This is a genomic window from Marinococcus luteus (assembly GCF_900106595.1).
Lineage (GTDB): Bacteria > Bacillota > Bacilli > Bacillales > Marinococcaceae > Marinococcus > Marinococcus luteus.
This window is the reverse complement of the sequence record NZ_FNNC01000002.1, coordinates 124,529-139,859: the sequence shown is the minus strand read 5'-3', so window position 1 is coordinate 139,859 and position 15,331 is coordinate 124,529. Positions and strand designations below refer to the sequence as shown.

Sequence of the window (15,331 nt, the reverse complement as noted above, 5' to 3'; positions counted from 1 at the left end):
ACAGATTGTGTAAAAGAAGTCAGAATAATTTAACATTTTGTTGTGCGTCCTTTTAAAAGAAAACCGATAAAATAAAAACATGAAGCCTGGAAGGGGATGAATCAATGGGTATTAATACAGCGAGGCTCACGACACACGTGCATGAACTTGCAGAAATTGGACGAATTGGGGAAACGGGCGTGCGGAGGCTGGCCCATTCGAAAAAGGATCAGGAGGGAATGGCTCTAGTAGAGTCCTGGATGAAAGAGGCGGGACTCGCGACGAGGATTGATGAAGTGGGAAATCTGATCGGGCGGCTGGAAGGACTGGATGCTTCCCTGCCAATCTTTATGCTCGGATCGCATATAGACAGTCAGCCCTATGGCGGCCGCTTTGACGGAGCCATAGGGGTGCTCGGCGCCCTGGAGTCGGTTCAGGCACTGGTTGAAGAAGGTCATACATTTGAAGGTCCCATTGAAGTGATCGCCTTCAGCGATGAAGAAGGCTCCCGGTTTAATAAAGGCATCTTCGGCTCCCGCGGGTTGATCGGTGAACTTGAAGAAGGCGAGCTCGAACGAGAAGATGAAGACGGCATCACAAGGCGGGAGGCTCTTGAAGAAATGGGGCTCGATCCGGAACAGGTGCACCTGGCTGCCTATGATCCTGAGCAGCTTTTCGCGTTTCTGGAAATGCATATTGAACAGGGACCGGTGCTTGAAGATAAAGGAGCTGCGGCAGGTATTGTGACCGGGATCTCGGGCCCGCTCTGGCTCACGGTCACCTATAAGGGATTCGCGGGACATGCGGGATCTGTGCCAATGCACCTCCGGCGGGACGCTCTTCTTGGTGCCAGCGAAGCGACGGTGGCGCTGAATGCCATTGTGGAAAAGCGGCAGCCGGCCCCGACGATCGGCACGGTCGGAAATATAAAAGTGTTTCCCAACTCCAGAAACATCATTCCCGAAGAAGTAAAATTTACAATCGATCTTCGTGATATTGACCTCGAGCGGCGAAATGAGTGCGAGAGCGAATTACGTGTGGAGCTTGAATCTATTGCCGCCAGGCACGGCCTGGAGATTGATATCCAGGAGGATACGAACAGTGACCCGAGATACTGCGCAGAGTGGATCCAGAGTATCATGGCAGAGCAGGCCGCACATTTAAAGATGGAAGCGCCGAAGCTGATGAGCGGTCCGTTTCATGATGCGATGCCGATATCAAAGGTGTGTGACTACGGCATGATTTTTGTGCGCTGCAAAGACGGCATCAGCCACAATCCGCTCGAGTACAGTACAGATGAAGATATTATCGAAGGTACGAAGCTTTACTATGAAACAGTGAGGCAGATTGCCGGAAATATGAAGGATTATCAAATGAAGCACGCAGCGGATAAAATCAACAGCTGACGCAAAGAAACCCGGGGAGCCCGGGTTTTTTTATACAGAAGTTGTTTTTTTCTGGCGAATGATTGGGACGAGGAAGGAAAGAAGAGCGACAATCAACATGCTGAGGGCAATCGGCCGGGTGAAAAAGACCGTCAAATCGTCATTGGCAATGGTCATGGCCTGACGGAAGGACTCCTCCATCATTCCGCCGAGGATAAATGCCAGGATCAGCGGAGCTGCCGGGAAATTGTACAGCTTCATTAAATAGCCGATCACGCCAAAAGCAAGCAGTAAATAAAGATCAAACGTGCTGAAACTGATCGAGTACACCCCGATCATACTGAACATAATCACAAGCGAAATCAGCATCGGGCGCGGAATCAACAGCACTTTGGCAATGTAGGGAATAAGCGGCAGGTTCAGGATTAACAAAAACACGTTGCCGATATACATACTGATGATAACGCCCCAGAACAGGTCAGGCTGCTCTTCAATTAGCAGCGGTCCCGGCGGCACGTTCAGCACTAGCAGGGCACCGAGCAGCACGGCCGTCGTACCGGATCCGGGTATACCGAGGCTGAGCAAGGGTACAAAGGCACCGCTCGTGGCGGCGTTATTGGCGGTTTCTGGAGCGGCGATACCTTTTACCGCGCCTTTTCCGAATTCCTCCGGACGCTTGGCGATCTTCTTTTCCGTAATGTAGCCGATAAACGAAGCGATGGTAGCACCGGCCCCGGGGAGCACGCCGAGAATAAATCCGAGGAAGGACTGGCGGCTCATTGGCCCGCTCATTTCTTTGAAGTCCTGTTTGGACAGTTTGAGACTTCCAATATTGCCCTGGTTTTTAATTGTCTTTTTCCGGTTTACAATCAGATTGCAGATTTCAGCAATGGCGAATAGGCCGAGAGCGATTACGAGAAAATCAATGCCTTCGAGCAGGTTCGAATTATTGAACGTGAACCGCGTCGTTCCCGTCTGGCTGTCCATGCCGATGGTGACAAACATAAGGCCGAGCACGGCCGAAATAAGTGCTTTAATCGTCGAGCCGTCGGACAGACTGGCTATCGCGGTTAACCCGAGCAGCATCAGGGCAAAGTATTCGGGCGGGCCAAACACAATGGCGACGCTTGCCAGAAGCGGAGCGAAAAGCATCAGCAGAACGACACTCACCGTACCGCCGGCAAAGGATGATATGGCAGCAATCGCAAGTGCTTTTCCTGCCTGGCCGTTCTGGGCCATGGGGTAGCCGTCAAAAGCGGTCGCCACTGTGCCGGAAATCCCCGGAGCGTTCAAAAGAATCGAGGAGGTGGAGCCTCCGAAAACGGCTCCGTAGTAAACGCCGGCCATAAGTACGAGAGCCACAGTCGGCTCCATGTTGTATGTCAGCGGGATCATGATAGCGATCGCACTGATCGGCCCGAGCCCGGGCATCATTCCGATAAATGTTCCGGCGAAAACGCCGATCAGCACAAACAGCATGCCCTGTACACTAAAAGCGACGCTGAGCCCGCTTAATATTCCATCAAATGTTCCCATGAGGTTAACCTCCTTTCTACAGCGGCAGAATGCCCGGAGGCAGACTTATATTTAATAACTGAGTAAAAACTAAATAAAGAGATAACGGAAAAACAACCGAGGTCACAGCGTTGACGATATGTCTCCGGTAACCCATAAACAGGCTGCACAGAAAAATAAATACAGTGGAGGCTAAAATGAAACCAACAGGCTCTAACAGAGTAATGTATAGGAGGATCATTACGGCCACGCCGCCTAAGTAAAAAACGTGCTGACCAGCTTCCCTTCGTTTTTCCTGATCTTCTTCGCTTTCGCCTTCTTTAATAAAAAACAAAAAGATGCTGAGTAAAATCAATAAAAAGCCGGCTGCTTTTGGCATGGTGGAAGCAGTAAACACGCCTGTAGCAAAAGCGGGAATCTGAAAAGCCAGGTATAAATAGAAAATAGCAATGACGATGAGAATCATACTGACGATTTTATTTGCGGAACGAAACATACGTATCACCTCTTTCGACTGCTTTTAATATAAGAGAGCTCTGGACGCAGAACGTTCAGAGCTCTTTCGGACGCTGTTACTCCCCGCCTCTGTCAATGCCTACCTCATCAAGCAGGTCCTGCATGGATTCTTCTTCTTCAGCTAAAAACTCTTCAAATTCTTCGCTGTCCATGTAGTTTTCTTCCCAGGCGTAGGACTGACGGGTTTCCTGCCAGTAGTCAGACTCACTGAGTTCTTTGAACGTTTCTTCGTAATAAGCAATTTCAGCATCACTCATGTTTGGCGGTCCCAAAAATCCGCGCCAGTTGACGAACGTTTCTTCGATGCCCTGTTCTGTGGCGGTTGGAAATTCGCTGACTGTGTCACCCTCGAGCCGTTCTTCGGCTGTAATACCGAGTACTTTAACATCGCCGGCTCTCACCTGCTCGACTGTCTCTGTAATACCGGTCGAATACACGTCGGCCTGGCCGTTTAAGAGGTTCGTCAGTGCGCTCCCGTCCTGAGCGGAAACGTACTTGATGCTCGAAGGATCAACACCGGCACCCGCCGCAATTTTGGCAAACTGCATATGGTCCATACTGCCCGGGGACGATTCGCCAACAACGGTGATATCATCCGGATTTTCCTTCATATCGTCAAACAGGTCGTTCAAATCATCCCATTCCGAATCCTCTGTAACGGCGAACGCACCGTAGTCAGCAATCATATTCGAGAGAGGAGTAAAATCTTCATAGCTGTATTCCGACTGACCGTTCAGCGGCACGAGCAGAAGGGGAGGTGAAGCCACAAAAGAATACTCCGGGTTGCCTTCCTGGTTATGAATGTAGGACCAGCCATTGGCTCCGCCGCCGCCTTCCCGGTTAACGACACCGATACCCTGATCGACAATGCCTTCTTCTTCAAGACCTTCAGCGGCTGAACGGGCCACCGTGTCCCAGCCGCCGCCAGCACCGGCCGGCGCCACAATTTCAAGTGAGGAATCCGGCTCGTAGTTTTCTTCTTCGCCGCCACCTCCATCGCCGCCTGATGAACTGTCCCCGCCTCCGCTTCCACAGGCGCTTAAAACGCTAAGCGAAAGTACTCCGGCACCGATCCAATATTTCGAATGTTTCATAATATGTAGCCCCCTTTTTTATATTGATGTAAGCGTAACCAAAAAACGTTTATATGTAACCGTTTACAATTTAAAATGTATATCTTTCGTTTATTGTATTTATTTCATAAATGTCACGAACATAAATAAACCGGCTGCATGTGATGGCTGCAGCCGGTGAAAGGTTTATTTTTTAAAATATCTGCGTTCAGGCCGGCCGACAATTCCATAGATGGGACGGACCTCGATTTCGCTTGTGGATAACAAATATTTAAAGTAGCGGTGCGCGGTGGTGCGGGAGGCACCGAGAAAAAAAGCCATTTCATCGGCGGTTACTCCGTGCTCGGCCTGCTGGATTTGATCTTTAACCTGCTCGAGCGTGAATGCATCAATGCCTTTAGGCAGATCTGCTTCTGGTTTGATTTCTGCTGCGCCGGGAGGGACAGAAGAGGAGAAGAAACGATCAATCTCCTCCTGGGTTATATCCCCCTCGGGACGAGCCGCCTGCAGAGCCTGGAATTTTTTCAGCGATTCCTCGAGCCGTTTAGGAGAAGCAGGTTTAATAATATAATCGATCACACCTGAGCGGTAGGCCTTCTGCACATGCTCGAGATCATTTGAAGCTGAAATAATAATAATGTACGCATCATGGCGGTCCAATATTTGCCCGAGGATGTCTGTGCCAAGCTGATCGGGAAGGTAAATATCGAGCAGCAGTACATCAACCGGCGTGTGCTCCATCGTTTCGAGCAGTTCCTCGGCGGTGCCAGAGGTGAACCTGCATGAAAATCCTTCAATTTGTTCAATAAGCTGTCGGTGAATATCTGCAATCCGAAAGTCGTCTTCGGCAATACCAACGTGAATCATCAACTACCCCCTTGCGGCAACGTTTTGGGCAGGTAAACCGTAAAGTAGGCGCCCTGGTTTTCATTGTTGCCAAATTCAAGCATACCCTCTAGTTCATTAATCGTTCTTTCGACGATCGAAAGCCCGTATCCTCTTGGCTGATCGCCGGATTTTGTGGAGGCTCCCTGGGAAGTAATGTCTACCCCTTCCGGCAGCCCGGGCCCGTTATCGACCACTTCAAACATAATTTCATCCTCCAGTTCGGTGACAAAAAAAGTCACTTCCGGTGAGGGACAGCCCGTCGCGCTGTCGATGGCATTATCGATAAGGTTACCTAAAATGGAGACAAGCTGAACCTTCTGAATGTGGTCCGGAAGAGCCCCAAGCCGGCTTTCGCTGTCAATATGAAAAGCTGTCTTTTTTTCGGAAGCCCGGGCTGCTTTTCCGGTCAGAATTGCCTGCACTGTCGGGTCGTGAATCTGCTGAAAGACCACGGAGTGGGTTTTTCGCTGCTGGGACGTTTCTTCTTCGACAAGCTGCACTGCCTCGTCGTATTTCCGGAGGTGAAGATACCCGGACAGCGCATAGAGTTTATTCAGATATTCATGGTTTTGCGAACGCAGGCTGTCCGAATAGCGCTGAATGTCAGAAAGCGTGTTGGCCATCTGCATCATCTCCGTTTTATCCCGGAACGAGGAAACGACGCCGACAAGCTGCCCGTCGATAGTGATCGGTTCCCGGTTAACAATGTAAGGAGCACCGCGGAGCATTAATTCCTGGTCGTATTCCGGCCGTCCGTGCTTCAATACTTTTGGCATTTCCGAGTCCGGCAGCACGTGATGAATATTGCGCCCCTCGATCACCCCGTTAATGGCAAGCATGTTCCGGGCCGACTCATTCATCATCGTGATCCGTCCGTCTGTATCAATCGCAATAATGCCTTCCCGGATAGCGGTAAGTACACTTTCTTTTTCCTGGTACAGCTGGCCGATTTCATGAGGCTCGAGGCCGAACATATCTTTCCGTATATTTCTTGAGACCACCATACTGCCGATTACGCCCAGAGCGAGAAGGACGAGTGCGAGCATAAACAGAAGGCCGAAGCGTTCCCAGATGGCTGCACGCACATCTTCAAGCAGAAAGCCGACGGAAACGATGCCGACAATGTCCCCGTCTTCATCACGGACCGGAGCCTTGCCGCGAAGGGACGGGCCACGGGTTCCGGTTGCGGTGGAGACGTAGGACTGCCCCTGCTCAAGCGCGCGGGCGTTATCGCCGCCGACCATGGATTCGCCGATTTTCCATTCGTCCGGGTGGGCGTAGCGGGTGCCCTCAGTATCTCCAAGCACCACAAATTCAGCGCCGGCCTGCTTACGGACCCGTTCAGCATAGGGCTGAAGCACGGAGCTTGGATCCTCGGAGGCATACGCCCCCTGAACGACCGGGGAGCTTGCTATGTATGTGGCTGTGCTTAATGCTTTATCTCCAAGCTCTTCTTCGATATCATTATATTCTAAATAAGCAAACACCCCGAAGGAGCTTATCGTAATAAAAGCGACCAGCCCGACGACGAGAAACATAATTTTTGTCTGCATCTTCATGTTCTTTCTTATAATGGGCTCCCTCCTTCCAGGAGAACGCTTTCATAAAGTGAGCAACTAAAAATACGGGTTGTTCAAAGAGTAGCATATCGCAGACAGAGCGGCAATTGCATATAGGAGGGAAAGGATGGGGCCTGTCAACATAAAAGCATACGTCGGTGCGTTTGGGACACCGTCTGAACAAGTCTGCATCAGGGAGGAAGCAAAAAAGGAGCTGAAAGCCGGCGACGTGGAAGTGCGGATGCGTCTGACTCCGGTCAACCCCTCGGATCTCATCCCCATTTACGGGCGTTACGCCCACCGGGTAACGCTTCCGCTCGTGCCCGGCTACGAAGGTGTCGGGGTGGTCGAACGGATTGGAGCAGGAGTGGGCAGGGCAGTGATAGGAAAGCGTGTGCTGCCGCTGCGGGGCGGAGGCACATGGCAGTCGCTGGTTCATGCGCCGGCAGCGTTAGCCGTGCCGGTACCGGAGAACGTTTCTGACGAAACAGCCGCCCAAATGTACATCAACCCGGTGACGGCGTACGTTCTTTTAACCGAAAAGCTGAAGATTTTTTCCGGCGGGGTGCTTGTCATCAACGCGGCTAATTCTGTGATGGGAAGGCTTCTGATTCAACTGGCCTCCCGGATGAATATTCGCGTAGTGGGCCTTGTGCGACGAAAAGCGGTAATAAACGAGCTGATGCAACTGGGAGCAGAAAAAATAATTGCAGCCGGGGAGGGAGAAGAAGAGCGCCGGCTGACTGAGGGCATGCAGGGGGAGAAAGCAGAGGCAGCCGTTGATATGATCGGAGGAGAGGCAGGAACAGCTCTCGCCCGGACTGTTAAGCCGGACAAAACGCTTTTAGCCCTCGGCCTTCTCTCAGGGAAGCCGCTCGACTGGCCGTATATTACGGAAACGCTGGGAGTGAAGGGGGCGATGTTTCATCTGAGGCACTGGAATGCTTCAGTCTCCGACGCACGCTTTCAGCAGGTATTTCAAACACTTTTTCAGATGGTGGAAAGCGGGCAGATCGTGGTGCCGCACGCCCGGCATACGTATCCGCTCGTTCAGGTACGGCAGGCATTACAGGATTATGAGAGCGAAAGATTCAGCGGTGGCGGAAAAATAATGCTCGCCAGACCGTGACTGCCTGCTCTATACAAGAGGGGCTGTGCCGATTTATAATAAACATACTCAATCCAACAGAAACGGTGAGAAATTTATGCGGGAATTTTCTTTTTATTCGACTCCCTTCGGTGTAAGCGGAGAAGAAGTACCATATGCAGCAATCGCTAAAGCTACAACAAGCAAAGAGCTCGTGTCGGATCAGGAATCCGATGCCTTTTATTTTCGTTCGCTTGAAGCGGACGGTATTTTTTTGAACGAAGCCCAGATTGAAGCCGTACGCTTTGGCAGCGGTCCGCTGCTTGCGCTTGCAGGTGCCGGGTCGGGAAAAACCTCGGTGCTCGTCTGCCGGGCCGGCTATTTAATGGCCGTCAAGCAGGTGCCGGCAGAATCCGTTCTGCTGATCACATTTACAAAAAAAGCAGCGGAAGAAATGAAAACGAGAGTGATGAATCTGCCGGGTGTCGGTGAAACAGCCAGCAATCTGCAGGTGCGTACGTTCCACGCCTTTTTCCTGCTTCTGCTCCGGCGTCACGGAATCCGCCAGGAAATTGTTTCAAGCGAGCGGAAAAAACAGCTGGCCGTTAAGCTTTTGATGAAGGACATGGGCCTTGAAGACGTCTATCAGCCGGAGGCGGTCTTATCCTTTCTGTCCTATCATAAAATGAATGATACCGCCGTCGCGGATCTTCCTGAAAAAGAAACGAGCCAGAAGCAGTTAAAACGTATCTGCCAGGCGTATGAAGACTGGAAGCTCGAGCGCAATTATATTGATTTTGACGATATTTTAATGAAAGCCAAGGCATTGATGGACGAGGACCCGGTTTTTCTGCAGCAGCTGCAGGACCGGTTTGAGTACGTAATGGTCGATGAATTTCAGGATACCAACTATCTTCAGTACAGGCTGGTGCAGATGATTGTGGAAAAGCACCGCAATTTGTTTGTTGTGGGTGATGACGACCAGACGATTTATTCGTTTAACGGGGCCCGGCATGAATTCATTCTGGAGTTTGACCAGAAGTACCCGGAAGCACAGACGATTGTGCTCGATGTCAACTACCGTTCCCATAAAGCCATCGCCGGCCTTGGAAATGAAGTGGTGCGCCATAATAAACAGCGAAAAACAAAAACCCTTCAGGTTATGAATGCGGAAGCTTCATCTCCGTTTTATTTCCGCGCCGCCTCCACCGACGAAGAAGCGGAGCAGGTGGTGGCAGACATGAAGCGTGCTGTGGCAGAGGGAGAATGCGAGTGGCGGGATATGGCCGTACTGCACCGGACGATCAGCGTCAGCCGTGCCATCTTTGAGCAGCTGACCGCCCAGGACGTTCCGTTTGTGCACCATTCCCTCGGCAACCAGATGTTTTACGAACAGTGGCCGGTGAAAGCCATGATGGACTATCTGCGGCTGAGCCTGAACCCGACGCTGGTGGAGGCGATGCCCGAGGTCGTGCCGACTTTATTTATCTCCCGAGAACGCGGCATGCGGCACATTAAAGAGCAGGAAGTATTTTCACCCCGCAGCGAACCGCTGCTTCATTTAACAGACATGCCAGGCATCCGCCCATTTCAGCGTAAAAAGGTGGAGGAGCGGCAGAGCATGATTCAGAAGCTGAAGGAAAGACGCCCGGAAACGGCCATCCGCCAGATGCGGCGCCAGTTTTACGATGGCTACCTGGAGGCGGATGAACAGCAGGTAAGCATGAAAAAGGAAACGTTAAAAGAAACCCTCGACGAATTGGAATCCTCGGCCAAACGGTTTGAGAGTGTGTCGTCCTTCGTATATTTTGTCGACGATATGCTCCGGACGTTCCGCGAGATGAAGGAGCGCGAGAAGGACCCTGATGCGAACCACGTTTCGCTGATGACGATCCACCGGGCCAAAGGCATGGAGTTTCCGGTCGTGTACGTCATCGGTGCGTCAGAAACGATTATGCCGCATGACTCTGCGTTAAAGGCCGACCGGATGAAGGACCTGTTATACGGTGAAAAAGCGGAAAATAAACAGACCCAGGCGCTCGAGGAAGAGCGGCGGCTCGCATATGTAGCGATTACGCGGGCGAAGCAGAAGCTGTGCATCAGCTCGCCGGCCTTTTACCGCGGCAAGGAGGTTGAAGTGTCGCGCTTTCTGCTCGAAGCCTTTCCAGGGGAAACACATACCGGGGAAAAGCAGGAAACGGAAACCATCGATGCGCTCGTCTGTGAAGAAGCGATGTGTCCGGCCTGGATACGTATGTCTGAAGCTCCTGAGGAAACGGAAAAAGAGTGCCCGATGTGTAAAGGGAAAATGGTGCCCGGCACCAAACAGGTAATTAAAAAGTAATGCCTGCAGCTGCCTCAGCGAAATAGTTGAATAATCACGTGGTGCAGGCTACGATGAATCCAGAGATAAAAATGTTTCTAAGGGGGAGCTAGGAATGGCAGACGAATCAGTAACATTATACGCATGGATTAACGGAAAAAGAGTGGACGCCGACGAATATATGGAACGGGAAAACCCGGCAGACCCGCAAAAAATTGTGGCATACGTGCCGAAAACGACGACTGGGCAGGCAAAGGAAGCCATTGAAGCAGCCCGTGCTGCTTTTCCTGCCTGGAAGGAAGTATCGGTAGAAGAGCGAATCGAGCGGATGGAACGGGCCATTCAAACACTGAAGGACCGCACGCCGGAGCTTGCTGAAACGCTTGCGGAGGAACACGGCAAGCCGGTTTATGATGCAGAGGGTGAAATGGCGGTTTCGATCATGTGGATGGAATACGCCTGCCAGACGGTCAAAGAAACAATCGCCGATCAGGTGGACGAAGGCGAGGGCGGTAAAACAATCGTCCGCCAGGAGCCGGTGGGCGTAGTATCCGCCATCAGTCCGTGGAACTATCCGATTGCGCTGTCCACCATTAAGATTGCTCCGGCGATTTTGACAGGAAATACAGTCGTTTCAAAGCCGAGTCCGTTTGCTCCGCATGCGGTCAGCCTGGTGGTTGAAATGATTGCGGGTGAATTTCCGGACGGGGTGCTGAATCTCGTCCACGGTGAAGCTGAGGTCGGCGTAGAGCTTACCTCCAATGAACATGTGGATAAAATTGCTTTCACAGGCGGTACGGAAACAGCGAAGAAAATTATGAAATCGGCGGCGGATACGATCAAGGATATGACGCTTGAGCTCGGTGGCAACGATGCCGCTGTAGTGCTGCCGGACTTTGACGTAAACGATGAGCGCGCGATGCGCCGCATGGTTATCTCCAACTTCCTGACCGCCGGCCAGATATGTATGATCGCTAAACGCATCTATGTACCGCGCACCCTGTACAATGAGTTTGTGGAAAAGTATCAGGAAGCAGCCAATAAATGGGTGAAAATCGGCAGTCCGTTTGATGAACAGGTCACGACCGGACCGCTCAACAACAAGCAGCAGCTGGATTTTGTGAAAAATCTTGTGGATAATGCGGCTGAAAAAGGCGCGGATGTTATCCCGCTGGGCCATATTGTGGATAACGAGCTGTTTGAACAGGGGCACTTCCTGCAGCCGACCCTGGTGCTTGGCGCTGACCAGCAGGACGACATTGTGAAAGAAGAACAGTTTGGACCGACCGTGCCGATTGTACCGTACGATACGGTGGATGAAGCGGTGAAAATGGCGAACGACAGCATTTACGGCCTCACAAGCTCGGTATGGGGAGAAGAGAATCATGCCATCGAAGTGGCAGCCCGCATTGAAGCAGGCACTACGATGGTCAATACCGCTGCTGTGCAGGGACTCGATGTCCGCTATCCATTCGGCGGAGTCAAGCAGTCCGGCATCGGCCGCGAATACGGCAAAGAAGGCCTTCTCGGCTACGTGACCCCTCACGTAATCAACGTACCGAAAATGCGGGATCTGCCGTATATTCCCGAATAAACGAAATCAAGCAGCTGTCCTGGAGGCTTCCAGGGCAGTTTTTTTATGCTAAAGTTTAAGTAAAGCAAAGATTTTTGAAAAGGAGTGACCCGATGCGAACGATACAGATCGTGCCGTGGCAAAAGGAGTGGCAGGACTATTTTTACCATGAACGAAAGCTGCTGGAGCTTGAAGCCGGAAGTCCGGGAGATCATATTTACCATATAGGAAGCACGAGCATTCCGGGCCTTGCGGCAAAGCCAGTCATCGATATTCTGATTGAAACCCCGGAGCTTTCTTTGTGGACCGAAGACCGTCTTGAAGGGATCGGATATACGGGGAAAGGAGAGCACGGTATTGAGGGAAGGGCTTTTTATTATAAAGGGGAACATGTTCGTCGCTTTCACGTGCACGTATTTGAAAAAGAAAGCGAAGGGAGCGGGCGCCACCTTGCCTTCCGCGATTATTTACGGTCTTTCCCGGCAAAAGCGGAGGAATATGAAATCATTAAAAAACAGGCGGCAGAACGCCACCCGCACAGCCCATCTGAATATATGAACGAAAAGCATGCCGTCGTGCAGAAGCTCGAACAGGAGGCCATCTGCTGGAAACGAACAGAAGAAGAAGCTGACGATTTTTAAAAGAATGACAAAACCGTCCACAGACATATACACAATGGGGATTGTTTTCAGCTGGATTCAGGAATTGAAGAGATTATGGAGCATTTGTCCACAGCTTTCAGCACATTCCTGAAAAGAAATCATCGTTTTATTTCAGCAGTAAGAACGGCGTTTGAGCTGGGCAGTAAGGGGAAGGAAATAAAAATAATCGAAGCTCCTGCTTCGATTGAAGGTATTGCTGACAGACAATTCACTAAAATGAAACACCGGCTTGTGGACAATCCTTGAAATGCTTCGGAAATTACCCACAGCCGGCCGGAAAACGGAGTACGGATGCAAGAAGCTACTGGTATAAAGCGGTGTGAATTTTTCTCATCAATCGTCCGGTACGTACCGGGTGCTCGGCAAAAGCAACATAGCCGTCCGGACGTATGAGCACAGCCGAAAACGTTGGCAGCTTCCATTTGACGGCAAGATCGCGGCGGTAATCAAACAGATGGTGGATATTCGGCTTGGAGACCCGGAGTATGCCTTTGCGCTGAACAACGAGAATGAGAATGGAAGGGCCATACTGCCGGCGCACCTCCTGGATACTTTCGTCGAGCTGATGAAGTTCCTGCTCGTCTTCGATATAAAACAGGCAGGTAAACTGCTGGATGTGCAGAAAATCCATTACATCTGCGTGTTCTCCTTCTTCCGTAAGAACGCGTGCCGGCGCAGCCCGGGACCCGGCAGGAATCATTTCTCCCTGGTGCTGGAATTTCGCAAACGAAGCCCTGTTCTGATAGCTGATGTCAATATTGGCGAGGCGCTGGGTCAGCTGGCGCTGCAGCGAACTGCTTTTGCTCAGCATACTGACAGGGTTAGCCAGGAGGCGTGGAATAAGGGTGTGGGAGCGGGTCATTACCTGCATTGCCGTATTTGTCATTCGAATGGTCTTGCGTCCGACCGCGTACCGTTCTTCTTCATACGTATCGAGCAGGGCAGGATCTGAATGACCGCGCAGCACCCACGCCAATTTCCAGCAGAGGTTGACTGCGTCCTGCATGCCGAGGTTCATACCCTGGCCGCCGAACGGGCTGTGCAGATGGGCGGCATCCCCAGCAAGAAACAGCCGCTTATCCCGGTAAGCATCAGCCTGGTGGTGGGAGGTGCCAAACTGGGACAGCCAGGAGGCGCTGGTGAAATGTACTGGCTGCTGGGTAATACGCTGTACGCTTTTTTCGAGATCTTCAAGAGGGAGATCATCCCGGTGTTCACGGTTCTGTTCGGCATGATCAATCGTGATTACCCGGTACGTCTCATCACGAAATGGAAAGAAAGCAGCTACGCCGCGCTCGGTAATAAATGTGGAAATGTCGTTGGAAAGTGAAATCCCTTCCACCGTAACGTCCCCTAAAAAGTAGATTGTTTCATGCTTGCCGCCCGGAAAGGAAACGTTCATGTTTTCCCGGACAGTACTGTGAGGACCATCGCAGCCGATTACATAAGAGGCGCGGATTAATTCCTGCCCATTTTCGGTGTAGCATTCAACCTCCGCGTAGTCACTGTACTGGGTAATCCGCTCGCAGTGGGTGTTCCAATCGATAAATTGGCCGACTTCCCGGAGCTGTTTCTTCAAAATATGCTCCGTATCTGACTGTGGCAGCATAAGCATGAAGGGAAACGGCGTATCGAGCGAAGCAAAGGAAGCTTTGGAAGCTCTTTTGCCTTCAGGCTGTACAGACGCATCAGTGATGGGGAACCCTTCCTTCAGGAAGGGACGGAGGGTCCCAATCAGGCTGAGCATTTCAAGGGTGCGGGCCTGGATGCCGAATGCTTTGGAAAAGGGAGAAATAGAGCTTTTTCTGTCTAAAATCCGGACGCGGATGCCGAGTGCTCTTAATGTATTGGCAGCAGTCAAACCTACGGGCCCTGCCCCAACAATGCATACATCGGTATTCGTTGTTTTCATGAATTCATCACGCTCCCTTCGGTATACTTGTAGTATACCCTGTGGAGGGCTACCTCATGCACGTGTTGCCGGCGGGAAGGAACTGTGTTTGAATATGGGAAACTGCTGCTTTCACCTGGAATTGGGCCGACTGGACTCTTAATGAAGGAAAGGAAGAGGTTAATGTCATTCACTCATGATTTAAAGGAAAAACTGCTCCCGGTGTGGGAACAGAACCACACGCATCCGTTTGTGGAAGAGCTTGGACGGGGAACCCTCGACAAGGAAAAATTTCGTTATTTCATGGTTCAGGATTATCTTTATCTCGTGCAATATGCAAAATTGTTTGCGATTGGCGCTGTTAAAGCTGAGGACGTTGAAACGATGGGGGCTTTTGCGAAGGTGATGGATGTCACCATGAATGAAGAAATGGGCCTGCACCGCCAGTATGCGAAAAAGTTTGGGATCACTGAACAGGAGCTCGAACAGGCAGAACCGGCCCCGACAACCCTTGCGTACACAAGATATATGCTGCATGAAGGGCAGAACGGAGGTCTGGCTGAGCTGCTTGCGGCCGTGCTTCCATGCATGTGGAGCTACGCAGAAATCGGGAGAAAGCTCAGTACGTGGCCGGGAGCACTGGAGCATGAGCTGTACGGCGAATGGGTGCAGATGTACAGCGATGACGAATTTCAGCAGCTGGCAGATTGGTGCATTAACATGCTCGACCGCCTGGCAGAAAACAAACCCGACGAGGAAAAAAGAAAAATTGAAAATATATTTTTAACGACCACCCGGTTTGAGTATTTGTTCTGGGAAATGGCGTACCGGCTGGAAGGCTGGCCACAGACATGAAAAGCCCCCGGAGGATCGGGGGCTT

General features: G+C 51.3%; 12 protein-coding genes. 6 read left to right on the top strand and 6 right to left on the bottom strand.

What is annotated here, in order from left to right; all coding sequences use genetic code 11:
- Positions 1-104 precede the first annotated feature (104 nt).
- On the top strand, positions 105-1,385 hold the full coding sequence (locus tag BLV22_RS06125) for a Zn-dependent hydrolase (protein ID WP_091612653.1): 1,281 nt from the start codon (positions 105-107) through the stop codon (positions 1,383-1,385).
- A gap of 30 nt (positions 1,386-1,415) precedes the next feature.
- Here the strand turns inward: BLV22_RS06125 and BLV22_RS06120 are convergent, their stop codons facing one another.
- From BLV22_RS06120 to BLV22_RS06100, 5 genes are all read right to left on the bottom strand, one after another.
- On the bottom strand, positions 1,416-2,900 hold the full coding sequence (locus BLV22_RS06120) for a tripartite tricarboxylate transporter permease (RefSeq protein WP_091612650.1): 1,485 nt from the start codon (positions 2,898-2,900) through the stop codon (positions 1,416-1,418).
- A gap of 16 nt (positions 2,901-2,916) precedes the next feature.
- Entirely contained in the window at positions 2,917-3,375 is a 459-nt protein-coding gene (locus tag BLV22_RS06115; protein ID WP_091612647.1) for a tripartite tricarboxylate transporter TctB family protein, read from the bottom strand.
- Between the two features lie 76 nt (positions 3,376-3,451).
- Positions 3,452-4,489, bottom strand: a complete 1,038-nt coding sequence (locus tag BLV22_RS06110; RefSeq protein ID WP_091612644.1) for a tripartite tricarboxylate transporter substrate binding protein — start codon at positions 4,487-4,489, stop codon at positions 3,452-3,454.
- A 165-nt stretch (positions 4,490-4,654) separates the two neighbouring features.
- The gene (locus BLV22_RS06105) at positions 4,655-5,335 is read right to left on the bottom strand and encodes a response regulator (RefSeq protein ID WP_091612642.1); all 681 of its coding nucleotides are present in this window, start codon (positions 5,333-5,335) and stop codon (positions 4,655-4,657) included.
- A complete protein-coding gene (locus BLV22_RS06100; protein ID WP_176967679.1) occupies positions 5,335-6,909 on the bottom strand; it encodes an ATP-binding protein in 1,575 nt (524 codons plus the stop codon). Before BLV22_RS06100 ends, BLV22_RS06105 begins: the two co-directional genes overlap by 1 nt.
- A 133-nt stretch (positions 6,910-7,042) precedes the next feature.
- Between BLV22_RS06100 and BLV22_RS06095 the strand changes: the two genes are divergently transcribed.
- The 4 genes from BLV22_RS06095 (at position 7,043) to BLV22_RS06080 (ending at position 12,539) form a co-directional block, all read left to right on the top strand.
- Positions 7,043-8,044 (top strand): zinc-dependent alcohol dehydrogenase family protein, encoded by a 1,002-nt coding sequence (locus BLV22_RS06095; protein ID WP_091612636.1) that lies wholly within the window; start codon positions 7,043-7,045, stop codon positions 8,042-8,044.
- A 76-nt stretch (positions 8,045-8,120) separates the two neighbouring features.
- Entirely contained in the window at positions 8,121-10,346 is a 2,226-nt protein-coding gene (locus BLV22_RS06090; RefSeq protein ID WP_091613359.1) for an ATP-dependent helicase, read from the top strand.
- Positions 10,347-10,440: 94 nt separating this feature from the next.
- Positions 10,441-11,919 carry an aldehyde dehydrogenase family protein gene (locus BLV22_RS06085; RefSeq protein WP_091612633.1) on the top strand — a complete coding sequence of 493 codons (1,479 nt, stop codon included), beginning with the start codon at positions 10,441-10,443 and terminating at the stop codon, positions 11,917-11,919.
- A 92-nt stretch (positions 11,920-12,011) separates the two neighbouring features.
- Complete coding sequence (locus BLV22_RS06080; RefSeq protein ID WP_091612630.1) at positions 12,012-12,539, top strand: GrpB family protein; 528 nt, start codon at positions 12,012-12,014, stop codon at positions 12,537-12,539.
- 322 nt (positions 12,540-12,861) lie between these two features.
- Here the strand turns inward: BLV22_RS06080 and BLV22_RS06070 are convergent, their stop codons facing one another.
- Positions 12,862-14,472: an FAD-dependent monooxygenase gene (locus BLV22_RS06070; RefSeq protein WP_091612624.1), complete on the bottom strand. Its 1,611-nt coding sequence runs from the start codon at positions 14,470-14,472 to the stop codon at positions 12,862-12,864.
- Between the two features lie 162 nt (positions 14,473-14,634).
- Here BLV22_RS06070 and tenA point away from each other — a divergent pair, with 162 nt between their 5' ends.
- Complete coding sequence (gene tenA / locus BLV22_RS06065; protein WP_091612622.1) at positions 14,635-15,306, top strand: thiaminase II; 672 nt, start codon at positions 14,635-14,637, stop codon at positions 15,304-15,306.
- Positions 15,307-15,331: the final 25 nt, after the last annotated feature.